Annotated in this window: 23 protein-coding genes; 13 read left to right on the top strand and 10 right to left on the bottom strand. The window is 69.7% G+C overall.

What is annotated here, in order from left to right; translation table 11 throughout:
• Nucleotides 1-49 precede the first annotated feature (49 nt).
• Together QWJ13_RS28875 and QWJ13_RS28870 are read right to left on the bottom strand one after the other, a co-directional pair.
• Entirely contained in the window at nt 50-409 is a 360-nt protein-coding gene (locus QWJ13_RS28875) for a hypothetical protein (protein WP_316528135.1), read from the bottom strand.
• Nucleotides 410-423: 14 nt separating this feature from the next.
• Nucleotides 424-1,677 (bottom strand): helix-turn-helix transcriptional regulator, encoded by a 1,254-nt coding sequence (locus tag QWJ13_RS28870; RefSeq protein ID WP_316528133.1) that lies wholly within the window; start codon nt 1,675-1,677, stop codon nt 424-426.
• A 152-nt stretch (nt 1,678-1,829) separates the two neighbouring features.
• Here QWJ13_RS28870 and QWJ13_RS28865 point away from each other — a divergent pair, with 152 nt between their 5' ends.
• The 7 genes from QWJ13_RS28865 to QWJ13_RS28835 all read left to right on the top strand — a co-directional run bounded on the left by QWJ13_RS28865 (nt 1,830) and on the right by QWJ13_RS28835 (nt 4,900).
• Nucleotides 1,830-2,048, top strand: a complete 219-nt coding sequence (locus QWJ13_RS28865) for a hypothetical protein (protein WP_316528132.1) — start codon at nt 1,830-1,832, stop codon at nt 2,046-2,048.
• A gap of 20 nt (nt 2,049-2,068) precedes the next feature.
• Nucleotides 2,069-2,239: a hypothetical protein gene (locus tag QWJ13_RS28860; RefSeq protein ID WP_316528131.1), complete on the top strand. Its 171-nt coding sequence runs from the start codon at nt 2,069-2,071 to the stop codon at nt 2,237-2,239.
• The gene (locus QWJ13_RS28855; protein WP_316528130.1) at nt 2,236-2,433 is read left to right on the top strand and encodes a hypothetical protein; all 198 of its coding nucleotides are present in this window, start codon (nt 2,236-2,238) and stop codon (nt 2,431-2,433) included. The genes QWJ13_RS28860 and QWJ13_RS28855 overlap by 4 nt, the downstream gene beginning before the upstream one ends.
• A gap of 61 nt (nt 2,434-2,494) precedes the next feature.
• Nucleotides 2,495-2,911 (top strand): hypothetical protein, encoded by a 417-nt coding sequence (locus tag QWJ13_RS28850; RefSeq protein ID WP_316528129.1) that lies wholly within the window; start codon nt 2,495-2,497, stop codon nt 2,909-2,911.
• Nucleotides 2,908-3,564 carry a hypothetical protein gene (locus QWJ13_RS28845; protein ID WP_316528128.1) on the top strand — a complete coding sequence of 219 codons (657 nt, stop codon included), beginning with the start codon at nt 2,908-2,910 and terminating at the stop codon, nt 3,562-3,564. Before QWJ13_RS28850 ends, QWJ13_RS28845 begins: the two co-directional genes overlap by 4 nt.
• Entirely contained in the window at nt 3,528-4,373 is an 846-nt protein-coding gene (locus QWJ13_RS28840) for a serine/threonine-protein kinase (protein WP_316528127.1), read from the top strand. The genes QWJ13_RS28845 and QWJ13_RS28840 overlap by 37 nt, the downstream gene beginning before the upstream one ends.
• A complete protein-coding gene (locus QWJ13_RS28835) occupies nt 4,370-4,900 on the top strand; it encodes a GNAT family N-acetyltransferase (protein WP_316528126.1) in 531 nt (176 codons plus the stop codon). Before QWJ13_RS28840 ends, QWJ13_RS28835 begins: the two co-directional genes overlap by 4 nt.
• Before the next feature lie 815 nt (nt 4,901-5,715).
• Here the strand turns inward: QWJ13_RS28835 and QWJ13_RS28830 are convergent.
• Nucleotides 5,716-6,108, bottom strand: coding sequence for a winged helix-turn-helix transcriptional regulator (locus QWJ13_RS28830; RefSeq protein ID WP_316528125.1), 393 nt, complete (start codon nt 6,106-6,108; stop codon nt 5,716-5,718).
• A gap of 155 nt (nt 6,109-6,263) precedes the next feature.
• Here QWJ13_RS28830 and QWJ13_RS28825 point away from each other — a divergent pair, with 155 nt between their 5' ends.
• The gene (locus tag QWJ13_RS28825) at nt 6,264-7,664 is read left to right on the top strand and encodes an MFS transporter (protein ID WP_316528474.1); all 1,401 of its coding nucleotides are present in this window, start codon (nt 6,264-6,266) and stop codon (nt 7,662-7,664) included.
• 341 nt (nt 7,665-8,005) lie between these two features.
• A complete protein-coding gene (locus QWJ13_RS28820) occupies nt 8,006-8,269 on the top strand; it encodes a PNPOx family protein (RefSeq protein ID WP_316528124.1) in 264 nt (87 codons plus the stop codon).
• Nucleotides 8,270-8,720: 451 nt separating this feature from the next.
• On the opposite strand, the gene QWJ13_RS28815 is transcribed toward QWJ13_RS28820, so the two are convergent.
• Nucleotides 8,721-8,942 (bottom strand): hypothetical protein, encoded by a 222-nt coding sequence (locus tag QWJ13_RS28815; RefSeq protein WP_316528123.1) that lies wholly within the window; start codon nt 8,940-8,942, stop codon nt 8,721-8,723.
• Nucleotides 8,943-9,137: 195 nt separating this feature from the next.
• On the opposite strand from QWJ13_RS28815, the gene QWJ13_RS28810 reads away from it, so the two are divergent.
• Nucleotides 9,138-9,725 (top strand): DUF6939 family protein, encoded by a 588-nt coding sequence (locus tag QWJ13_RS28810; protein ID WP_316528122.1) that lies wholly within the window; start codon nt 9,138-9,140, stop codon nt 9,723-9,725.
• 669 nt (nt 9,726-10,394) lie between these two features.
• Nucleotides 10,395-10,625: a hypothetical protein gene (locus QWJ13_RS28805; protein ID WP_316528121.1), complete on the top strand. Its 231-nt coding sequence runs from the start codon at nt 10,395-10,397 to the stop codon at nt 10,623-10,625.
• Between the two features lie 429 nt (nt 10,626-11,054).
• Here the strand turns inward: QWJ13_RS28805 and QWJ13_RS28800 are convergent, their stop codons facing one another.
• Nucleotides 11,055-11,336 carry a hypothetical protein gene (locus QWJ13_RS28800; RefSeq protein WP_316528489.1) on the bottom strand — a complete coding sequence of 94 codons (282 nt, stop codon included), beginning with the start codon at nt 11,334-11,336 and terminating at the stop codon, nt 11,055-11,057.
• Between the two features lie 185 nt (nt 11,337-11,521).
• On the opposite strand from QWJ13_RS28800, the gene QWJ13_RS28795 reads away from it, so the two are divergent.
• Nucleotides 11,522-12,157, top strand: a complete 636-nt coding sequence (locus tag QWJ13_RS28795) for an ATP-binding protein (protein ID WP_316528120.1) — start codon at nt 11,522-11,524, stop codon at nt 12,155-12,157.
• Between the two features lie 1,500 nt (nt 12,158-13,657).
• Here QWJ13_RS28795 and cas6e read toward each other — a convergent pair.
• Genes cas6e through QWJ13_RS28770 form a run of 5 tightly spaced genes read right to left on the bottom strand, consistent with a single transcriptional unit; the run spans nt 13,658 to nt 18,829 of the window.
• Nucleotides 13,658-14,392 carry a type I-E CRISPR-associated protein Cas6/Cse3/CasE gene (gene cas6e, locus QWJ13_RS28790; protein WP_316528119.1) on the bottom strand — a complete coding sequence of 245 codons (735 nt, stop codon included), beginning with the start codon at nt 14,390-14,392 and terminating at the stop codon, nt 13,658-13,660.
• Nucleotides 14,389-15,255: a type I-E CRISPR-associated protein Cas5/CasD gene (cas5e, locus tag QWJ13_RS28785; RefSeq protein ID WP_316528117.1), complete on the bottom strand. Its 867-nt coding sequence runs from the start codon at nt 15,253-15,255 to the stop codon at nt 14,389-14,391. The genes cas6e and cas5e overlap by 4 nt, the downstream gene beginning before the upstream one ends.
• On the bottom strand, nt 15,252-16,622 hold the full coding sequence (locus QWJ13_RS28780) for a type I-E CRISPR-associated protein Cas7/Cse4/CasC (protein WP_316528116.1): 1,371 nt from the start codon (nt 16,620-16,622) through the stop codon (nt 15,252-15,254). The genes cas5e and QWJ13_RS28780 overlap by 4 nt, the downstream gene beginning before the upstream one ends.
• A gap of 4 nt (nt 16,623-16,626) precedes the next feature.
• Nucleotides 16,627-17,223, bottom strand: coding sequence for a type I-E CRISPR-associated protein Cse2/CasB (casB, locus tag QWJ13_RS28775; RefSeq protein ID WP_316528115.1), 597 nt, complete (start codon nt 17,221-17,223; stop codon nt 16,627-16,629).
• Nucleotides 17,216-18,829 carry a type I-E CRISPR-associated protein Cse1/CasA gene (locus tag QWJ13_RS28770; protein WP_316528473.1) on the bottom strand — a complete coding sequence of 538 codons (1,614 nt, stop codon included), beginning with the start codon at nt 18,827-18,829 and terminating at the stop codon, nt 17,216-17,218. Before QWJ13_RS28770 ends, casB begins: the two co-directional genes overlap by 8 nt.
• A 76-nt stretch (nt 18,830-18,905) precedes the next feature.
• Here QWJ13_RS28770 and cas3 point away from each other — a divergent pair, with 76 nt between their 5' ends.
• The gene (cas3, locus tag QWJ13_RS28765; RefSeq protein WP_316528114.1) at nt 18,906-21,917 is read left to right on the top strand and encodes a CRISPR-associated helicase Cas3'; all 3,012 of its coding nucleotides are present in this window, start codon (nt 18,906-18,908) and stop codon (nt 21,915-21,917) included.
• Nucleotides 21,918-22,219 lie beyond the last annotated feature (302 nt).

Genomic DNA, 22,219 nt, shown 5'->3' with positions numbered 1-22,219 from the left:
GCCCGGCCGTGCCGTGTTTCCGCTGGCCGGGAGGGCGGAGGCAGGCGACTCACGAGTTCGCGTGCTCGATTGCCTCGAAGATGTCTGCATCGGTCTCCTGCTGCCATGTGGGCAGGTCGTTCCAGTCAGCCACGTAGCCCGGCTTCGGGTTCTCGATGTGCTTGTGGATCTGAGCTATCCAGCACGTTGCGACGAAGCGCCCCTTTTGCTCCCGGGTGAGCTTCGACGTGTTGCCGCCGCTTACCTTGATGAAGTCATGGACCTGGCCGTACACCGCTGCGGCGCACTCGCGTTCCCAATCCGGCGTCTCAGCCCATGGAGCGATATAGCCCGCCTTCGGCTCACCCGGGAAGTGCTTTGACACGCCTGCGATCCACGCTTCGCGGAAGATCTGTCCGTCAGACGACATGCGTCACTCCTTCGTCAGACGGCGCTGTCGAGCGCCGAAATCTGCTGGTGCAATGCTGAAGCTCGGCTATCGGCCATCAGCGAGACCAGACGGCTCTTGACGCCCTCCAGCTTCTTCCCGATGTAACCCGAGCCGGTCTGGCTCGCCAGCCCCAAAGCAGCGCGGGTGTAGTAACCCGCCTGGTCGAGATCGCGTCGGTCGACACCGAGTGCCGCCAGTTCTGCGAGTACCGCTCCCCGGCGACGCAGCGACAGCTGCTGCGAGAGCGCGGCTGTCAGTGCGTCCTCTGCCAGATCCGGGCGGCCGAGTGCGAGGTAACAGGTCCCCCGCTCCTCAGCCAGACGTGAGCCATCAAACCGAAGCCAGCCTCCGTCGTGAAGCTGCCCGGACAAGGAGTGCACCTTCTCGGCGTCATCGAGTGCACGCTTGGTGGCGTCGAGGTCGCCGAGGCCGGCATGGACCTCTGCCTGGACCGCCGCCACCCAGTACCGGGTGGAGAGCTGACTGTTTCCGTGTTCTGCCACCCGAGACGCCACTGAAAGTATGGGAGCCGCGATGGCAAAACGACGCTCGTAGAGTTCGACGAAGGCATGCCTTGTCAACGCGCAAGCCCACAAGTCGAATGCTTGAGCTTCTTTGCTGGCGGTCGCAGCAAGCGTGTAGCAGTGCGCGGCATCGGTGTACCTGTTGGCGTCGAAGAAGATCTCACCCGCGAGCTGGTACAGGTCTCCTACCAGTGCACAGAGTTGCTGGCGTGACCCCTCTGACTGGTTCTCCCCGAGTCCCTTTGCCAGAAGGCCCAGTTGGTGCCGAACCATCGGGTACACGGCCCGCTTGGAGTCGGAAAGGCCGAAAACCTTCCAGAGATGGGCATTCAACTCGGGCCCGGTTTCCACCAGGGACGCAGCAACCCTGGGGCGAGACGAGGAACTGTCGGAGCTCGGTAGGGCAATGAGAGCCCCGGTTACGGCGAGCAGACTCAGTACGTCGCGGCGCTTCATATCGTCAGTATCACCAGGAGGGGCAGCGGTGTAGACCACCGAGCGGTCAGAAACTGTCACCTCTGGTGCGAGGAGGCCCGCCAGCCCTTCAGGGGTGACCTTCAGGACCTTTGCCATCTTGGGGTGTACCCACCCCTGAGGATCGGTCGCGCCGGCCTCCCAACGGGAAACCGTGGACACAGCGATCCCTAACTCGTTGGCGAACGCCTCCTGACTGTAGCCCAGTGCCTTGCGGCGCTGGGCTAGACGCCTCCTTCTCGGAGCCACGGGAGCCTCCGCTCAGATACGAGAAGCCCGAGGTCAGGCCGGGCAGTGCGTTGATTATGCCTGATGGGTGCTCACCTTCTGCTCTGGTTCTCGGTAACTCCTCAGTCGTTCACTGGATGTAGCTGCTTCGAGCGGCAATGGAGGACAGACCGATGACGAGACGCCACCCCCCGAAGCTGTACCAAGAGGTCGTGATCGGCCCCGCCCAGTCCCCGGTGGCGCAGGCCCCGGCCGACTGGAACCCGCTGGACGACTACAAGGCGGCCAACCCGCCGGGACAGGCCCTGTCCGCAGGCGCGTTGCTCCAGAACGCCGCCGTGCGGTCGTTGTGCAGCTGCCGTAACTGCGTCGCCCGTCCGGGTGTCGCGTGAACACCCGAGAGGAGCGACCCGTGAGCAGGGTGATCCAGGGCGACCCGGTTCGGCACCGCACGGACGGCTGGACGGGCACGGTCACGCAGACCCCGAGCAAGCTCTCCCACCACGCCTGGGTGGCTCGGGACAGCTCCGCCGACCCGTACCCGGAGCTGGTCCCGCTCACCGACTTGGAGCCCGCGGATTGAGCGCTCCGCCGGTCACCCGGACCGCCGACGAGGAGTGCGTGCTGGACGGCGGCCAGGACGACTGCCGCGACTCGGCCGAGAGCTCCGTTTGTGCAGCCCTCACGCCCCTCTCGGTTGCCATCGCCTACACGGTCGCGCTGTTCGCGCTGATAGCCCTGGCGACGACGTTGGTCGTCTGCGGCCGGACCTTCTAACCCCTCACAGCTGCTCGTCCCCGTCCGGGTGAGCAGCGTCAACCCTCGATTGGAGAAGTCCATGAATGTCACCCTCACTCCCAGTGTCGAGCTGGCTGAGCTGGGCAGGTTCTTCAGGATCGCCGTGCGTCGGATCGACGCGGGCGAGGCCGGGCCGGAGATGTTCTCCGGCGCTGTCGATGCCGCGTGGCACCGGCTGGTCGCCGACCCGGTGGCGCACGAGGCGTTCGCCTTCCGCCACGCCGGCCGCAGGCTGGTCCATGTCGAGGGCTCCGGTGCCGGTTTCGTCTCCTGGGTGGGCGCGTACGAGGAGGCGTACGGCCCGCTGCCGGAGGTCTGGTTCACCGACGCCGACGGCACGGTCGACACCGCCGCTCTGGCCCGCTACCGCGAGACCGGCGAGGTCTGGGCCGAGTGGAACTGTGGCCCGGTCGAAGGCGACGACGGCGACGACCTGGTCCCGGCCTCGCACCGGTGATCACCGCATTCTCCGGCGGGGCGTCCCGGCCGAGCGCCGGGGCGTTGCGCCTGATCGAAGCCCGGACGGAGAATCCGGTGGGCGTGGGCGTGGACGGCTACCTCGCCGGGCTGTTCGAGCACTGCCCGTTCCTGGGGCCGTCCGTCCGGCGGGGTATGACCGGGTGGACGGTCTACGAGATCGTCCCGGGCAGCCATCGGTACGCCGTGGAGGCCGAGTTGTTCTACGCGGGGGTCCAGGCCGCGGAGTGGGTGCGCCCGCTGACGAGCCGGTCGTACGGTCTGCTCGCGTGCGAGAACGTGGTGCTGACCGGGCGCTGCGAGGGTGCCGACCACCGTGAGTTGTTGGCCTGGCCGCACTGGGCGTTGAAGCACTTGTACGCGCCGGTCGGCGTCATGGTCGGCAAGTTCCCCCAAGGGGCTGTCGAGTCCGGTCGGCGCGGTCAGGCCATCGCGCCGCCGCCGTTCTCGTTCCTGGCGGTGCGGGCGGGCGTGCGGCCGCTGGACCCGAAGTTCCTCACGAAGACCCCGAACCTCGCCATGGCGCTCGCCGTCGCGGTGGACGACGGCCGGGACGTCTTCGAGCACATCCCTTGTGACTGGAAGGCAGTTCGAGAATGGGCGAGTTCACTTCCGAGGCCGCAGCAGCGCTGAAGGCCGCGCGGGCCCTGTGCGGGCCGCTGGAGCTGGAGGAGGTCAGCAACCGGCGCGGGTCGGCGGTGTGGAAGGCCAGTGGCCCGCGCGGAGTGGCGAGCATCAAGCTCGGCACCGGCGAGGCCGCCGAGGTCACCGCCCGCGAGGCCTCCGTGCTCGACCAGCTCCCCGGCTACACCGTGACCTCCGGCCGCTACGCCGACGGCATCTGGTACGTCACCCCTTGGCTGGCCGGGCCCTCCACCTGGCAGGTGTTCCGGCCCCTGCGCAAGGGCGACGGCGGGAAGGACGAGGCCCTCGCCGCCGCCGTCGCGCTGTGCCGCGCCGTGGCCGGCCTCCATGCCGACGGGTGGGTGCACGGCGACCTCCAACCCGCGCACGGCATCCACAGTGAGGACGAAACGGTGCGCCTGCTCGACTTCGCCTGGGCCCGCAAACTCGGCAGCACCCCCTGGCCCAGGTTCGACGGCACGATGATCCACCTCACCGCGCCCGAACTGGCCGCCCGGATCATCAACGGCCCCCAACCCGTCGACACGACCCGCACCGCCGACGTCTACGCCCTCGCCGGCACGCTGTGGACCTGCGCCACCGGGACGTGGCCGCTGGACTACGACACCGCAGGCCTCGAAAAGGGCACGCCGCTGGAGGAGATCCGCAAGGCCATCGCCCACCGGGCCATCCCGCTGTCCACCGCGATGCCCTGGCCCGCCCTCCAGGCCCGGCTGCGCTACGTCCTGCTGGCCGCCCCCGATGACCGGCCCACCGCCGCCGAACTCGCGAAGCTCATCGAAGCGGTGGACGGGTGATCGAGCTGCGGGAGCTGGGCTTCGGCGACGCCGAGGCCTTGCCGCGGATCTACAGCGCGGAGTCGACGAAGCACCTGGGCCGGGCACCGATGGACGCCCACGCGGCCTACCGCTACGTACGCGACGTCGTGGCGGCCGCGGCCCAGACGCCGCGCACGCTGTACGCACTCGGCCTCACCGTGGACGGGGACCTCCTCGGCGTCGTCAAACTCCACCGGGACCGGCCCGTCGCCGCCCTCAGCTACATCCTGCGCGCCGACGCCTGGGGCCGGGGCTACGCGACCGAAGGGGTTCACAGGATCCTCGCCCTGGCCTTCGGCCACCTCGGCCTGCCGAAGGTCCGCGCCAAGCACCGCCCGGACAACCCCGCCTCCGGCCGCGTCCTCCTCAAAGCCGGCTTCGTCCCGACCGGCGAACACAACGGATTTCTGACCTACACCATCCCGCCCTCGGCCGACGGCACGTCCTCAGACCTCGAAGCACGACGGAGCACCCCATGGAAGGCACCTTCCTCGTCGCTGCTCTGACCGGCTGCCCGGTAGTCGGCTTCCAGTGCTACCCGACGGCCCGTGAAGAAGGCAGCCCCGGCAAACCGGCGCACACCCGGCCCGGCGAGAGCCCCAACGTGGAAATCTGGCGATTCGGACGCTTCAGCCTGGGCATCGAGATCCCCCACCGACACAGCCCCGGTTGGCCGCCACCGACTCCCCGTCCGACAGGTGGCACGAGACCGACCTGCCAGGACGGGGCACCACGCCCGGTCACACAGCCGGGGCGCGCTCCGAGGGCGCTCCTGCCCACGATGCGCGCACCGGTCCCCAGGATGTTTCTGACCGAATTGCCAGGGGACCGGCCCCAAACTCCCGCCGCCCTCCACCCTCCAGCGGCGGGCCCGCCTCCGTCCTGCGACTGCCCCCGCTGCCGCAGGACGGAGGCCTATTCGTCATGACCAGGAGTACGCATGTGGGCCCGCAACGAACAAGAGCGACAGGACATGATCACCGAACTCGTGATCGCCGCCCTACCCGCCATCGCCCAACGACACGAGTCGGGCATCAGCGTCAGAAGGATCGCGACGGTGTACAAGTGCGACCCTCGATGGCTCCGCACTCAGATGATCAAAGCCAGGTACCGCGTCCGGTCGCTCGATGAACCACCCGGGCTGTGCCCGGCCCCTTGGCCGTGGACGCCCATCCCCATGCCGGGGCAGAAGGCGATGCCGCGCGGCTACCGATGATGAGCAGACCGGCGGGCGATCCGGGGGAGGCCCATCGGGTTTCCGCCGCTTCCCCACGCCGGACGATTTTCCGCGGAAAATCCTCCGGCCCCGGAGGCGGCGGCATCAGCTCCCGTCGGCTCCCGCCTGGGCGTCGTAGCCGGCCCGGGCGGCGGTGATGTCGGCCCGATGGCGTTCCGCCCAGCCCACCAACCCGGTGAGGCTCGCGTGGAGTTCGTGGGCCATGGGCGTGAGGCTGTACTCCACCTTCGGCGGCACCGTGGGGTAGACGGTCCGTACGAGCAGACCGTCACGTTCCAGCTTGCGCAGGTTCAGCGTGAGCATCCGCCGGCTGATGCCCTTGACGGTGCGCTCCAACTCGGTGAACCGGACCGGCCCGTGCGCCGCGGCGACCAGGATCCCGATGCTCCACTTGCCCGCGACGTGGTCGAGGACCTCGGTGATCGGGCACGCCTCGTTGCTGACCTCGCCGGACACATCGGTGTGACTGTGGGACATGAAAGTGCCTCCTTCCGCTGCGCGTCATGGTTACAGACGATGTCTCCCGTAACAAGACGTGCACCATTGGAAGGAGCCTCCCCGTGCGGAGCACCAACCCACCCGCGAACACCTCACGTTGGCCGGCACTGGCCGTACTCTGCGCCGGCCAGCTGATGGTCATCCTCGACGGGACCATCGTCAGCGTCGCCCTGCCGTCCATCCAGCACAGCCTCGGCTTCTCCCCCACCAGCCTGGCCTGGGTGGTCAACGCCTACCTGGTCCCCTTCGGCGGACTGCTGCTGCTCGCCGGACGGCTCGGCGACCTCGTCGGACGCAAGCGCGTCTTCGTCGCCGGACTGGGCATCTTCACCGCGGCCTCGCTGCTCTGCGGGATCTCCCAGGACCCGGCGACGCTGCTCGCCTCCCGCTTCGTCCAGGGCATCGGCGGCGCGGTCACCTCCGCCGTCACCCTCGGCATGGTCGTGACCCTGTTCCCGCAGCCGAAGGAACGGGCCAAGGCCATCGGCGTCTACAGCTTCGTCCAGTCCGCCGGCGGCTCCCTGGGCCTCCTCGTCGGCGGCGCCCTGACCCAGACCGTCGGCTGGCACTGGATCTTCTTCGTCAATCTCCCGATCGGCATCGCGGCCATGGTGTCGGCCGGCCGCATGCTCACCCCCGAACAGGGCCTCGGCCTCGGCAAGGGGACCGATGTCGCGGGGGCACTCCTGGTCACCGCCGCCCTGATGCTCGGCGTCTACACGATCGTCGAGACCACCGACGTCGGCTGGGCCTCGGCACCCACCCTGGGCTTCGGCGCCGCGGCCCTGGCCCTGCTCCTGGCCTTCGTCGCCCGCCAGACGAAGGCGACCCGCCCGCTGCTGCCACTGCGGATGTTCCGCTCGCGCACCGTCTCGGGGGCACTGGGCATCCAGGCCCTCATGGTGGCCGGGATGTTCAGCTTTCAGTTCCTGTGCGTCCTCTACCTCCAGAAGGTGCTCGGCTTCGACGAGATCCACACCGGCCTCGGCATCTTCCCGGTCTCCGTCGCGATCGGCACCCTCTCCCTCGGCCTCTCCCCCAAGGCCATCGCCCGCTTCGGCCCCCGCGCCGTCCTCCTCCCCGGACTCGCCCTGATCGCCGCCGGCCTCGCCGCACTCGGCCGCGTACCCGCCGGCGGAAGCTACGCCGTCGACATCCTGCCCGCGCTGCTGCCACTCGGCATCGGCTTCGGCCTCGCCATGCCGGCCCTGGCCACCCTCGCGATGTCCGCCGCCACACCCGAGGACTCGGGCATCGCCTCCGGCATGTTCAACACCATGCAGCAGATCGGCGCCGCCTTCGGCCTCGCGATCCTCAGCACCCTCGCCAACGCCCACACGAACGCGCTGCTGCACGACGGGGCATCCGCCCCCTCGGCGCTCACCGGCGGCTACCAACTCGCCTTCCGCATCGGCGCCTGCCTCGTCGCGGCATCCCTCCTCCTCGCCGCGTCCCTGCTCCGCTCCCCCGCCCGGCCGCCACTCCACTCAGCGGCGGCCGAGGCATCGCCGGTCCCCGAGCACGCCGCGCACTGACCGGGCGGGGCATCGGCCCTGGCGCGAGGCTTCCGATTTTCCGCGGAAAATCCGAGGCCTCCGCTGGAGCTTCTGCCGTGGCGCCATCGACAGCCGATGTCGGAGGCCGGCTCGGCGAGCCCTGGCCGCACGGCTGCTCCGTCCCCGTGTCAGACCCCGGCATCCTGACCTCAACCGAACTTGAGCCTCAACGGTCGGCGCATGATCTTCACCGAGAGGGAGCGCGACCGCCCAGTTACTGGCGCGCCTGGCCACCATCGGCCCCGACGGCTGTCCGCAGGTCCGCCCGGTGGGCTTCCGGCTCAACGACGACGGCATCATCGACATCGGCGGGCCCGCCCATGGCCCACAGCCGGAAGTACCGCAACGCGCAGGCCCGTCCCGACGTCTCCGTGCTGGTGGACGACCTGGCCCCAGCCGACGACCCGGTCGCGGGCGACTGGGGCCGCGGCGTCGAGATCAGGGGCCCGGCCGAGGTGTTGACCGCGGACGTGCCGCCCGTGGCGCCCGACTACTTCAGCAAGGACATCATCCGCGTCCACCCCCGGCGGATCATCACCTGGAACCTGGAGGCACGGGGGACCATCGCCCGCACCGTCGAGTGACCCGCGCGGCAGTCGCCGCGCCTCGGCTCAGTCGTCGAGGAACAGGTACGCGACGGCCCTCGGTCGTCCCGGCGCTCTTCTCTCTCCTCCGATGCCCCCTCGTAGCCCGGCAGACCAGTCATGGGTGCCCGCTCCATTGGGCTCCGATTTTCCGCGGAAAACTCTCCAGGGCGTGCACGCGGGGGAAGCCCTGCTCCCCCACCGGCGCGAAGCGGCCAGTTCCCCGAGGCCGGTTCGGCAACGTCGGGCGCGAAGGCGCGGATCGCCGCACGGATCGCCGCGCAGATCGCCGCGCAGATCGCCGCGCAGATCGAGGACCGTCTGAGCCCGGTGACCGGCCCGGTCACCGTTGCGCACGTGGGGGAGAGGCTCGGCATCTCCGGGCGATCCGACCGCTCCGCCGTCCCATCGATTTTCCGCGGAAAATCCGCGTGAGTGGCCAGAACCGTGCTCAGTCGTCTTCGGGCAGGTGGAAGTAGACCGTCCCCGACCGCCAAGGTCCGTGCTCGGTCATCTCCGACTCGATGACGACATCCTGAACTTCAACAGGGCCCAACGCTTCGATCGAATCGGCCAGCCTCCGCAAGAGCGCCGGCACGCTGTCACAGCCCGGACCGGCAGGATTGGCCTGGGAGAAGTGGCGAATGGTCCAGGACTCCGGAGTGCTCATCATGGGTGTGATCGTAAGACCCACTCCTGCCTGGCCAGAGCCGACGGCGGGGCCTGGTTCCCGTTCAGTCCCGCTGCCCTTCGGTGCGGTGTGGTGCGGTGCGGTGCGTGGACGGGCGGCGCGGGCCAGTCGGGCTCAATGTCAGTGGCATCGGAGATGCTCGGTGGCTGATGCCGTCAAGCCGGGGGAGCCCTCCACATGCCGATCCATATCGCCAGCCGTCGCCGTTCATCAGCCTCACTGGCCGCCGCGTTCCCAGGCGCGGAGATCATCGACGTCACCTCCAAGGCACCCGACCCCTGGGTCCGACTGAGCCCCTTCTACCCGCACGGCGACATCCCGGTCCCCTACAGCGACGGCGTGACCAGCCAGTCGGTTGAAGGAATCTGGCAAGCCCTCAAGGTCTTCCAGCACTCCGACGTCGACCCCACCAAACTCGCGGTCACCACGATGAAGGGCCTCAAGCGGACGGTACGTCGCCACGGCCCCGTCAGAGGCCACCGCACCGGCCTGCACGGAGACCAGCTCCTGCCCTACGAGACAGCCCGCCGCCGGATCTACCTGCTGGCCTACCGCTGGATCCTTGAACACCGCACCGCCGACCTGATTGCGCTGCTGCGGACCAAGGACGACGTCGTCCTCCTCGACTACACCACCAACGGCGACGTCACCGACCCCACCGCCCCGCTCTCCCACGCGGCACTCATCCAGCTGCACATCGAAGGCCGCTGGCCCGACGAGGACGAAGCCGAGGCTTCCGACGGCATCATCAACCCGATGCCGTGAGCGATCCAGCGACGGGCGTGCAGAGGCTGTGCCCTCGCTGAGGCCGCCGATTTTCCGCGGAAAATCTTGGCGGGGGCTCCGGAGCGGAGACTGACGCCGCGGTCCGTCCGGGCTGCCGGGTCTTGCCTCCTTCACCTCCGGTGCGAGGTCCTGCACCACCGGGTGGGTCACCAGCGAGATCCCCTTCATGTCGCCCCCAGTCCGGAAGGCCAGGCTTCCAATCGCTCGAATATTCCGCGGAAAATTCCGCGCGTACCCAGCGCGGCCGCAGCCACGACATGCCCAGCCTCCGTACGCATAGGCGTGGGACCCGAGAGGTCGACATCCTTCCTCTGCTCAGGGACCACCAGATGCCGCAGGATTTTCCGCGGAAAATCCTGGCTCGCGGCCCGACAGCGAGCCGGCGCGAGTCGGAGGTCGCAGAGCACCGTCCGGATGACCAGAGCGGATATTCGGGACTCCTCCTCTTGCTCAGCGGACGGGGACCGGCGTACCTCCGACACAGGGTTCAGGTTTCAGACGCCGTGGTACGGACCTTCAGCGTCCGTACCGCAGCCACGTTCACGGATCGCCCAACCGGCGCGCTGTGGTGCGGACCGAGGCGACAGCTCAGTCCCCCGACTCCCGGGCGCCGACCCGACGCCTGGCGAGGCAGAGTAGGGCCTGGATGTGGTGCTCGCCGTGGGCAGCGGAAGCCGATCGGAAGAAGCCCTCGTGGTTGACCCCATCCTCAAGGCCACCCTGGTTCGCCTTCGTGCTGTGAAGTCGCAGCGGCCGGCCGATGCCAATCCCGGCGAGTTCGTCGACTGGGGGGAGAAGATCGCTGATTGCCTGGATGCCGTGGCGATCGTGCCCCCCTTTGCGGCGGATCAAAAAGACGCCGACGTACGTGCTGACTGACAACGCGAAGACGGTCAGCGTCGAGCAGGTCACCGGGATCCCGGTCCGGCACCCGCAGATGGTCGCCGCGGGCCACCACTACGGCTGCCAGATCGTCTTCTGCGTCCCCCACGACCCCGGGAGCAAGGGCGGTGCGGAGGCCACGGCCGCATCGCGAAGGCTGACCTGGTCCCCATCGAGGCGAACCTGCTGTCCGCCTATGACACCTTCGCTGAGCTCGCGGACGTCTGCCTGATCTGGTGCCGACACGGTGAACACGTGTCGGCACCAGGCGACCAGGCAGATCCCGGCCGACAGGCTCGCCATCGAACGCACCACGCCGCATGTCCTGCCGGTCGAGCCACTGGCGCTCGCCTTGGGCGAGGAGCGAGTCGTCGGCTAGGACCGCACCGTCAGCTTCAACTCAGTGCGCTACTTGACCCCGCCTGGCTACACCAGCGCCAGGGCCTGGTGCCGGGTCGTCAGCGACAAGTTTTCGATCACTGCCCGCCGCTCGGTCCACCAGCCCAGGCTGCGACAGCGCTCGGAGGCAGAGCTCGCGTTCGTGGGCACCGCCCCCCCGGTGCCGGGCGCCGGCTCAAGGAAGCCGCACCCGTCGGGGCATCCCGGATCCGCACCAAGATGGCCCACGCCGTCGAACTCACCGCCGGCCTGGGCAGCGACCGGGTGGACCATGCCCTCGGGCTCGCGGCTGGATGCTTCGCCGAGCACGACTCGTCTCCATCCTGGAGCACATCGCGGCCAGCAAGCCCGTCGGCCAAATCGTCCGTGCGGACGAGGCCCACTCCGTTCAGAACGGCACCGTCGCCTGGCATGCCCTGGCTCGGCAGCAGACGGCGGCAGGGAAGTCGAGCGTCGACTGACCGCAGTCAGCCCCCGATGAACCACAGATACAGGTGCAACCCGCGCTTGACGACCTGGCCACCGCCCGGGCCCAGCGGTGGCACCCCGCCGAGGTCCTCCGGCTGCTGATCTCCAAGGAGATCACCGGCCGCGGCACGGCCACCCGGCACCTCCGGCGTCACTCAGCGAACTTCCCCAGTGGCAAGACCCTCGCGTCCTGGCGGACCGAGGACTCCACCACCCCGGGAAGCCGCACTTCACCGAAGATCTGGGTTCAGGCCGCGATCGAGAAGAACCTGAGGGTCGCCTGGTTCACCCTGGAGACCCTCGCCGCCGCGATCGGCAAGCCGAAGGTCGACGGCTCGCCCGCCCGCACGATCGTCCGGCTCTGCCGGGCCGATCTGATCGTGATCGATGACATCGGCCTGCTTCCTGTCGCTGAGGACCTCGTCGAGGCGTTCTACCGGATCATCGGTGCGGCCTACGAACGCCGCTCGATTGCGGTGACCAGCAACATTCACCCCCTTAGGGTTCGACACGATCACGCCCAAGTCCCTCGCCGGGGCCAGATCATGAACAACAAGGGGGAGGTCATGCCGGACCCGACGGCCAGGGCCTCATTGCGGAGGCACGAAGAGACAACGGGGAACGAAGCCCCCAGGAGGGCAACCGGCCTCGCGACTGCATGACTCGCCGAGGCGCCACCGCGGTTACGGCGACGATGACGAAGGTGCTCCAGGTACCTGGCTCAGTCAGGAGGTTTCGCAGCTACCGCCATGCGATGCCCTGGGTGCGCCAGGGGACGTTCGTCCGACAGAACCGGAAGTTCGAGATCGCCATCGGAACCTGATGGTGCAGATCTCGTGGCGCTGGGCCCCATCCCGGCAACGACTCAGGAGCTCGCAGGCCAGCGGATCCAGGACACCTTTCCTCTCGGGTGACTCCGGCATGTTGTCAGGCTGGTGTGAGTTGATGAGACTTCCATCGAACTGGAGCAGGGACTAGTGAACGGACCTGTCCGGGTGAGTGGAGACTCATGACCTAAGGCGATCGCGGATTTTCGCATTGAGCTATTTCTTCGGTCAACGTAGAGAACATAAAAGACTTGGTAAACGGTAGATAGACGCTGAAGGCTGGGCGTGACCTATCAACGCTGGCTCAGCTTGATGAACAGCCTCGGCCTCAACGGCGTCTGTGCCAACGTCGCCGGACAGCTGCTGGTTACCGTCGGAACCCCGAGCGCCTGCGCTCGGCTCCGGCCTCCGCCCATGCTCTGCGACGCCGCCCCGCTGCCGATGCCCTGAGGCCACATCGCGCCCATCATCACCGCCTCAACCGGGTCGGCGGCCGAGCTGCCAACACCACCTCTACTGCATCGTCTTCCGCTCCTGCGCTGAGACGAACGCACGGAGAGGAGTAGCGGCATCGACGACGGCGCGCTCACCGTCACGGCTGGCCCCCGCTGGCGCGGGGAAGAGACTTTGCATCGCGAAACAAGAGCGCGAGCAGTCGGGTGACCCCCGCAGTCGGGCGGGGAGGTGTGAGTTTTGCTTTACGTGAGGGCAGTCACCCTATAGCGAGTCCCTCGGACGTCACGAAAAGCGCGTGTGCGTTTGAGTTTCGAACGAAGTTCGTCAACAGGCAGGGTTGCTCCTTGAGGGTGAATGGGATTGACCATGTTTGGGGTGGGGTGGGCGCGAGACAAGAGCTGGGCAGTCTTCTGCTCTGAGTGGGGCGATGGTGAGCGCACTTGCATGCAAGGTCTATATCTGTACGAACTATTTCTCTAGACGAATCCGCAGGGGGCTAGCACCAGTGATTTCGCCCCACCCTCGGGGCCCCAGCCAGGAGGTTTCGTACTGACCCGGAGAAGGGGACTCGGGCGGGCCTATAGGCTGGTCGAAGACGAGAGCGGCCCGCAGCTGCGGCGAGGCAGCGGCGGGCCCTAGCTCTTGTCTGGCCGCCGCCCTTCTTACTCTCTCGGGCGGGGCGGCGGCACCTGATGCATCATGGTGAGACGCCAGGGCGCATTGAGCTAGGCACCAGCCTAAGGGGCTGACGCGGGAATCGAGAACACACCGGATTCCGGGGCCTTGAGGAAAGCGCGCCTGTTCGACCCGCCTGGTGGCGGGACAGGAGGCCCCCGAGCCCGAGGCCTCCTGCTCCGCGGGCCCGGGGGAGTGCCGCCGCTACCCGCCCGCCGTCGGCCGGATCAGGAGCAGGCCCGCGCTGTAGGAACGGGCGCGGCCGATGCCGGTGGTGAGGGCGTCGGTGAAGGCGGGCGGGTCGGTGACGGTGAGGGTGCCCTTGATCTCGGCGCGGCCGATCTTGGTGCCCTGGTGCTTGGCGGTCAGGCCGAGTTTGGGGAGCATCCGGATCGCCAGGGTGTCGAGGTCGCCGTCGGCGCCGATGCGGCGGATGCCGGCCGGGCCGACGCGGTCGGTGCCGACGGGCTGGAGGCGGGCGGCGAACCAGTCCTTGACGTGGCGGGGGGTGGTGTCGGAGAGGCGCTTGCGGACGAGGGTGCCGTCCTCGGCGCGGGTCTGGCGGTCACGGGTGGGGTTCACGACGATCCGGAAGCCGTACGTGGCGCCGGCGCGCACCGTGGTGTCGACCTGGAGGAGGGCGATCTTGTCGGCCAGGGCGGCCCGGGGGATCGAGGACCAGTCGGGCTGGACGCGGGACTGGACGATCACCACCAGGCTGTTGTTCTTCAGGTCGAGCGTCCAGGTGTTGAGGATGCCCATCTGGGCGCGCGGGTCGTCCTCGCCCGGCTCGGTCCAGCCGTAGAAGCCGGACATGACGAGCCGGTGCATGATGTGCGGGTCGAGGATCGCCTTCTGCGCCAGGGCATGGGTGGCGTCCAGGTGCAGGATGCTGTGGCAGGCCACGAAGCGGGCGGTGTCGGTGAAGGCAGTGGTCACAGCAGGTGGTCCCATCCGATGGACTCGCCGGGTTCGATGCGTACGCGCTGTTCCCAGCGGGGCGCGTAGGACCGGTGCACGGTGTGGAAGCTGATCGGGTGGTCGGCGACGGAGATTGCCCCGGGGGTACCGGCGGGCACCTCGATCCACGACCAGGGGCGCTCGACGGCCTTCGGCAGCAACCGGGTCCGCGCGAGCACTTCTTCGATGCTCCCGGGGTGGACGCCGCCGGAGATCTCGCCGGAGGGCGGACAGTTCTTGCGGCCGAGCCAGAGCAGCCGCCGGGGCTGTTCGAGGGCCGCGGCCAGCTCCTCCAGCAGGCTCTGGCTCGGGTGCTCGACGGCGGCGACGAACTTGGCGTCCGCGAGGTAGCTTCGGCTGGTGATCATCGGGTTGCGGCCGACCGTGCGGGCGAGCAGCGGTCCGCCGTCCGGGTCGGGGGCGATCCCCTTCGGGGCGCCGTACCAGCCGGTGAGGGCGCGGGCCGCCGTGGCGCCGAAGACCGGTCCGGTGGCCGACTCCAGTGCGGTGGCGGCCTGTTGGGCGCGGCGGTGGTCGGTGATCAGGTCGCGCGGGCGCAGCGGGTACCGGCCGCCGCCGACGGTGTGGTAGTCGCGCACGGGGGTGCCGGGTCGGTCGGCGCGGACGGCGAAGCGCAGTTCGTCGAGCGGCTTGAGCGGCCTCTCCAGACACGTCGGGTCCACCGGTTCGTCGCGGGAGTAGCCGGCGGCCGCCGCGAGCATGCCGAGGAAGCCCGACTTGGTGGGCCTGAGGTGGGTGTCGCGCCGGTCGAAGCGGGAGACCAGTCCCCAGGCCTGGAGCGGCCCCGCGAGCCGGGCCAGGAGCACGTACGGCTGGCTCACGGGTTGGTCAGCTCCTCGGCGGTGTCGGCCTCGGCCGCGGCCAGGGCGCCCTCGGCGGTGAGGCTGTCGAGGAGGTCCTGAATGCCGAGGTCGTAGGTGAGGACGCGGCCGCCGGCGATGTCGGAGCGCTTGCGGGTGACCAGCCGGTGGTGCCTGAGGAGCTTCTCGGCGGCGACGCGGCTGGCCCCGCCCTCGGCCTGCTCGTCGATGGGGTCCTCGAAGACGGCGGAGTAGTTGAAGGGGCGCTTGCCGTCGAAGGCGAGGACCAGCTTGGGCAGCGAGCCGGTGGAGGCGGTGGTGTTCTTCTTGGCGGCCGGCATGGCGTCGATGAACGCCTCGACGAACTGGCGCTCGGCGGCGACGGCGGCTTGGTCCGCGTCCTCGGCGCTCATGCCGCCGGCCATCAGGTTGACGCGCAGCTGGACGCGGTCGAGGGCGGCGTGCCGGTAGAAGGTGCCGGAGATGAGGGACTGGTAGCCCGTCATGCCGGCGCCGGCGTCGTCGCCGGCGGCGTCGAGGTAGTCCAGGGCGTTGGTCTTGCGGCGGATCTTGGAGTCGTCGGCGGCGCTGTAGAAGTCGTCGATCTGGGCCGCGGCGTGGACGGTGAAGGCGGGGCCGGTCATCACGGCGCCGTCGACGTTCGGGGAGTCGGCGATCTCGGCGAGGAAGCGGCCGTAGAGGGCGATGTCGATGGCGTCGCGGGGCGCGAGGGCCGCCAGGACGGCCGTGCGCACGGGCTTGGGCAGAGCGGGGACGCCGGTCTCGGCGGCGCTCTCCTCGACCTCGACGGGCAGGAGGTCCTCGTCGGCGGCCGCCGCGCGCTTCTTGCCCTTCGTCTTGGCCTTGGCGGTCTCGGCGACCTTGCGGGCCTCCTCGAACTCTCCGACCCAGGACACGACGTCGTCCCGGTTGGCGTCGAGGTACTCCGCCAGCTTGGCCCCGGCGTCCTCGGGGGCGAAGAGCAGCACCTTGGTGAGGTTGCGGGTGCGCTCCTTGTCGCCGAACTTGAGGCCGACGCCCTCCAGCACCGCCTTGGCGACGGGCAGCGCGTCCTGCTCCTCCCAGCCCAGGCCGCGCAGCGCCTCGGCGGTGAGCTGCGCCCACTCGCGGGTGCGGATGCCCATGGTGTAGCCGGCCAGGGCGCCCTCGCCCGCGTTGGCCTTTTCCCGGCTGAGGGTGCGTTCGGCCCGGCGGCGGGCCTGGGAGGTGATCAGGCTCCGGGTCTCGCCGCCGAACGGGATGATCTTCGCCATGCCGTTCTCGTCGCGGACCGGCAGGACGGCGACCAGGCTTTCGAGGGCGTGCAGGGACAGGAACTGGTGGCCGTCGAGCCGCTCGGAGACGGCATTGGTCCGGATGATCGTCATGGTGTCAGCCGTTCTTCTTGGCAGGGTATTCGGGGGTGTAGAAGTCGCGGGCCCAGCGGTACGGGGTCGCCCCGCCCCGGGCCTTCCACGCGGACAGGTCCTCGGCCAGCAGAGCCCAGGACGGCGGTGCCACCTCGCAGGCCCGCGAGCGTTCGACGGCGTGCTGAAGGTGGCGTACGGGCAGCTCGCGGGAGGCCACCAGGCGGTCGAGCAGGCGCCTGGCGCCCGGGTCGTTCCTGCCCCGGCCGGCGGGGGTGCCGACGCGGCGCAGGGCGTCGCCCATCGAGCCGTAGCCGGCCTGGGGCACGCTCTTGCCGGCGTGGTAGCGGGCGAAGAGGAAGGCGACCTTCTCGAAGACCGGCCGCTGGTCCTCCTCGGGGCTGAACGAGGCCGCCCGCAGCCGGGGCTCCGACAGAGCCTCGGGGCGGCGCAGGTCGGCGAGGCGTCCGTAGTCGTGGGACCACACCAGGCTGCACAGCCAGCTGGTGAGGCGTTGGGCGGGGGTGCGTTCGGTCTCGGGACCGCCGTCGGGCACGGTGTCGGGGACGGCGACCGGCTTCAGGATGTCGGTCAGGTCCAGCGACAGCTGTTCGTCAAACACGCGGGCGCTCCTTCAGGTACGGCGGACAGGACGAGCTCGCCAGCATCTTCTTCAACCTCAGCTCCGCCTCGGCCCCGGCGCTCTTCCCCCGCGGGATGGCCAGCAGGGGCGCCAGCCGGGCCCGCAGGAGCTTCCACGTCAGGTCGTGGATCTCCCGGCCGAACTCCGCCAGGGGGCCCTTGCCGGCGCGCGTCCCGCCGCTCACTTCCGCGATCAGGAACCAGAAGTGGTCGGCGGCGCCCGCCCACAGGTCCGGTTCAGCGTTGAGGCGCTTGAGGAAGACCGCTTTGTCGGAGGGTTTCGGGTTGGGGTAAGCCTTGTCGCGGGCCACGACCGCGGCGGCGTACAGGCACTTGGCGGCGTATTCGCAGATCTGTGAGCCTTCGTCGGCGGCCCACTTGAGCTCCTCCCTCCACTTGGGCACGTAGGGGAAGGTGTCCGAGACCCATGCGGTGGCGGTCGCCTGCCGGGAGATCAGGCCCACGGCGGTCAGGTCCACCCGTCGATCACCCAGGACGGCGAGGCGGCCGTACAGGTCCATGCCCTTGGCCACTTCCTCCTCGGCCTTGTAGGTGGCCGCGTACACCGCGTGGGACTCCCGCCAGAGCGCCCGGTCCTCGCTCGGCCGCAGGGGCTCCGGATTGCCCTTCCTGCCCGCCACCAGCACGGCGTCCTGGAGGTGTACGTCCGGCAGCGGGTCGAGGATCTCGCCGGCAGCCCGCAGGACCCGGTCGACCATGACCTTGCCGTTCACCAGGACGGGACGCAGGAGGATCGACCGGCCGAGGAAGGAGTGGAGGTCGGCCGGCCCGTCCGGCAGCCGTGTCTCCTTGCGGCCGCGGAAGGTGCGGCGGCCGACGCGGCCGTCGGTCCAGGAGTAGTTGAAGGTCCCGACGTCGTCAGGCTTGCACGGCATGATGTTCAGCCGCAGCGTGTCGCCCAGCGTCCGCCCCCTGGCCAGCACCCGGATGCGGATGCCGAGCCGGCCCACTGCCTGGTAGGTCAGTTGCGGGCCCAGCCAGTCGGCCTTGGCCATGGCACGCCCGCCGAGGCCGTAGGCGTGCTGGGTCAGCATGGCCCGGAACGCCGCGTCCGGCGGCAGCGGCTCGGGGTCGTGCAGATGCACCTTGTCGAAGAACTGGTTGTAGTCGCCCGTGCGTTCGATGACGAGCTGGGCCGAACCGACGCCGCCCGCGGCCATGAACGGAGCCAGCAGTGCGTTCTGGCCCAGCGGGCGCTCGGGGTGGAACAGGTCCCAGTGCTCGGGGGGCCTGCTCTCCAACCAGATCGCGGCCTTCTCCAGCGAGTGCTCCTCCTCCACCCACTGACGCCAGGCCTCGGGAGTCTCCGGCACGCACTCGGACGCGTACATGATCGCCATCAGGTACTCGACCATGGCGACTTCCTCGCCAGGCGTCGAGCTGACCAGCGCGGTGAAGTCCTCGGCGTTCCGGAGGAGTTCGATCAGCCCCACCCGACGGACCCTGGTCGAACGTACGGCCGGTTCCTCCTCTTCCGTCGACCCGTGCCGGTCGGGACGTGTCAGTACCGGCTGGCATGCTTCCGTTCGCGGATCCCAACTCAACGAGGTGCCCTGATTTTCCATTAGATCTCGTGACATCCTTGTGATTTGACGCTTCGTCACAAACGTGGACCCTACAAGCCTCGGGAGCGGCCAAACGATGGAACTTGAGAAAATCACCCGTGCGGGTGTAACGGTCTGGGCCAAGACCGACCCGTACAAGATCAGTGAGAGGCGCGGCGGCCCGAAGTGGAACCCGCTCCTGGCCCACATGCTCGACACCGCCGCCTGCGCCGGAGAGCTGTGGGACCACTACCTCGCGAGGCCCGTCCGCGACCGTCTCGCCGAGGCGCTGGGCTCCGGGGACACCGCCGTCGCCCGGCGGAACGCGATGTTCTACGCGGCCCTGCACGACCTGGGGAAGGCCTCGGCGGGCTTCCAGCTCCAGTTCTTCGACACGGAAAGGGGTCATGTCCGCCAAGCGGCCAGGGAATGGTTCGCGCAGGCCCGCCAGAACGGAGTGCCGCTCCCCGACGATCCCCGCGCGGCCCGCCGACTACGGCACGAACTCATCACCGCCCACTGCCTGCCCCGGCTCCTCGGCTGTGCCTGCGAGGACTGCGGCGGTACCGGGACTGCGCACCTCGGCCTCCACCGGGTGGCACTGCTCCTGGGAGCCCACCACGGCCACATCCCCGGTCCCGACCTTCTCGGACGGGCCCCGACGGCGGCCCCGCCGGAGGACTGGGACGGCATTCAGCGGTTCCTGATCGGGGCTGTGGCCTCGTGCCTGGACGTCGACCTGGACCGGCTGCCGGACCAGACCACCTTCACGCGCCCGGCGGCCCGGCTCCTGTTCGCCGGCCTGGTCGTGACCGCCGACTGGATCGCCTCCGACCACAACCGCTTCGAGTACCGCAAGACGGCGAGCGTCCAGCAGTGGTGGCACGACGCGAAGAAGACGGCGCGCACCGCCGTGTACGACCTCCGCCTGCGCGGTTGGGAACCGAAGCCCGAGCCGTGGAGTCGGCTCTTCCCCGGCACCCCGGAGCCCCGCCCGTTCCAGGCGGCAGCCATGAGCGCAGCGCCGCCGGACGGACCGGGCCTGGTCGTCATCGAGGCCGGCACCGGATCGGGAAAGACCTCCCTGGCCCTCTGGTACGCCCACCACCTGGCCCGCACCAACGGCTACCACGGCTTCTACACGGCGATGCCCACCCGGGCCGCGACCGACCAGGCCGCGCTGGAACACATCGAGTTCCTCACCCGGGCCTTCGGCCGGCCCGGCGACGCCAACCTCGCCATCGTCCACGGGTCTGAGGAAGCGACGGACACCGTGCACCGGCTCCTCGACGCGAGGGAGGCCTCCAGGCAGCGGGACGACCTCACCGACCTCACCCCCTTCATCGAATCCACCCTCTGCGGCCGCCACGACCGGGACACGACCGCCGACGTGGTCCTCGACCCCTGGTACCTGCGCCGCTGCCTCGGCCTGCTCTCCACCTTCGGCGTCGGCACCGTCGACCAGGTCACCCTCGCCTCGCAGCGCTCCGCGCACTGGTTCCTGCGCCTCTTCGGCCTCGCCAACAAGACCCTGATCATCGACGAGGCCCACGCGTACGAGCTGTTCCAGGAGCGGATGTTGGGCGCGGCCATCGCCTGGCTCGCCGACGCGGGAGCCTCCGTCGTGATCCTCTCCGCCACCCTGCCCGCGGCCACCCGCGAGGACCTGATCGCCGCCTGGTGCCGCGGCCACTGCACGGCAGTACAGGACACCGACGCCGAGGGCCCGGTCACCATCGTCGACCGGCACGGCCGCATCACCCGCGCCGCGCCCGACGAACCACCGGCCGAACTCCACACCCGGCTCGACCTGCTGCCCGACCCCGGCGCTGCGGCCCTCGCCGACCGGCTCCTGCGCGAAGCCGCCGCCGGGGGCATCACCACCGTCATCCGCAACCGGGTCGGTGCCGCCCACGAGCTCTACACCCGGCTGGTCGAGCAGGCGGAGGCCCACGGCTGGCGCCGGGACGAGATCCTCCTCCTGCACGGCAGGCTCGCACCCCGCGACCGCCTGCCGCGGGAAGCCGAGCTCCGCCGGCTCATCGGCCCGGGGGAGGACCGGCGGGCACCCAATCCGCAGCGCCCGGCCCGGCTGCTCGTCGTCGCCACCCAGGTGATCGAACAGTCCCTGGACCTGGACAGCGACCGCCTCTACACCGACCTGGCCCCCGTCGACCTGCTCATCCAGCGCCGAGGCCGCCTCCACCGGCACACCGTCAACGACGACGCCGGCACCCGCCCCATCGGCATGCGCGCCCCCCGGATGACCGTCCTGTGGCAGCCGGACCAGGCGGGCCTGCCGCTCGTCGATCCTCCGACCGGCCGCATCCCGGGCAACCCCGACGGCCTCGTGTACGCGCCCTACGCGCTCGCCGCGACCTACCACCAGCTCGCGGAGCGAACGGCCCGTACGGCCTGTCCGGACTGCGAGGACGCCCGGCGGGCCGACCCGGACGCCCGGATCGCCTGCCTCTCCACCCCGCGCGACAACAAGGCCCTGATCGAGTCCGTCTACGATCCGCGGGCCTTTCCTGACACCCCCATGGGCGCCCTGCTGACGACGGCCTGGGAAGGCTGGAACGCCGAACTCACGAAGCACGCGAACGCCGCCAAGGCCTACGCCCTACAGCCCTACCACCCCGGCGACGGAACCCCCAGCGACCTCCACCTCCTGGTGAGCGGCGGAGCGAACGGGCGCGGCCACGACGGCACACCCGGCCTGGCCGCCGTATCGCGCCTCGCGGAGCGATCCGTCGAGGCGGTCCTGCTCTACCGCAACCCCCTGGAGGGCGCACACCCCAGCAGGCACTACAGCTACGACCCGCAAGGCCGGATCCGGGCGGACCTCAAGTACTACAGCCGGCGTGCCGCGGACCGCACCGCCCGGCGGACCCAGCAGCGGCACCTGATGCTCAACACGGTGTCCGTCCCGTGCCATTGGCTGTCGCACCTTCCCCCCGTCGAGTACTGGCAGAACCCGGGCATCGGGGTCCTGCGCCACCAGCACGTCATCATCCTGGAACCGGACGGCACCGCCCCGGAGGGCAGCCCGCTCAAGTGGCTCCGCTACGACCCGGCCAGAGGCCTCCACCTCGCCTTCCGACGGTGAAGCGATACGCTGCCCATCCCTACTCCCGGCCTCGGCGGGGATGGGCCCGATGTCCCGAGCTCTCTGCTTCCATGCTCCCCGCGTCAGCGGGGGTCGGCCGATCCATGGCCCCGAGACCGCAGTGACCTGGCTGCTGGCCTGGCTGGCAATTCCCCTATCCGCAGCGCGAGATGAGGGGACGAACCCTGCGAGTGCCGGAGGCCGAAGCCCAGCAAGTGCACCAACGGCCCGGCACCGTGGGCCAACCCAGGTGGTCGGCGTCGGTGCGGGAGAAGACCAGGTCGGTCATGTGCTCCGGGGTC

Source organism: Kitasatospora brasiliensis, assembly GCF_032654805.1.
Lineage (GTDB): Bacteria > Actinomycetota > Actinomycetes > Streptomycetales > Streptomycetaceae > Kitasatospora > Kitasatospora brasiliensis.
The sequence above is the reverse complement of the archived record's forward strand: the minus strand, read 5'-3'. Positions and strand labels throughout refer to the sequence as shown.

Coding starts and splice junctions, on each gene's coding strand:
- QWJ13_RS28840 (WP_316528127.1), top strand. CDS start 3,528: ATGGGCGAGTTCACTTCCGAGGCCGCAGCAGCGCTGAAGGCCGCGCGG.
- QWJ13_RS28820 (WP_316528124.1), top strand. CDS start 8,006: ATGGCCCACAGCCGGAAGTACCGCAACGCGCAGGCCCGTCCCGACGTC.
- QWJ13_RS28770 (WP_316528473.1), bottom strand. CDS start 18,829: ATGGAAAATCAGGGCACCTCGTTGAGTTGGGATCCGCGAACGGAAGCA.
- QWJ13_RS28780 (WP_316528116.1), bottom strand. CDS start 16,622: ATGACGATCATCCGGACCAATGCCGTCTCCGAGCGGCTCGACGGCCAC.
- QWJ13_RS28875 (WP_316528135.1), bottom strand. CDS start 409: ATGTCGTCTGACGGACAGATCTTCCGCGAAGCGTGGATCGCAGGCGTG.
- QWJ13_RS28810 (WP_316528122.1), top strand. CDS start 9,138: ATGCCGATCCATATCGCCAGCCGTCGCCGTTCATCAGCCTCACTGGCC.
- QWJ13_RS28865 (WP_316528132.1), top strand. CDS start 1,830: ATGACGAGACGCCACCCCCCGAAGCTGTACCAAGAGGTCGTGATCGGC.
- cas3 (WP_316528114.1), top strand. CDS start 18,906: ATGGAACTTGAGAAAATCACCCGTGCGGGTGTAACGGTCTGGGCCAAG.
- QWJ13_RS28815 (WP_316528123.1), bottom strand. CDS start 8,942: ATGATGAGCACTCCGGAGTCCTGGACCATTCGCCACTTCTCCCAGGCC.
- QWJ13_RS28825 (WP_316528474.1), top strand. CDS start 6,264: ATGGTCATCCTCGACGGGACCATCGTCAGCGTCGCCCTGCCGTCCATC.
- QWJ13_RS28830 (WP_316528125.1), bottom strand. CDS start 6,108: ATGTCCCACAGTCACACCGATGTGTCCGGCGAGGTCAGCAACGAGGCG.
- QWJ13_RS28850 (WP_316528129.1), top strand. CDS start 2,495: ATGAATGTCACCCTCACTCCCAGTGTCGAGCTGGCTGAGCTGGGCAGG.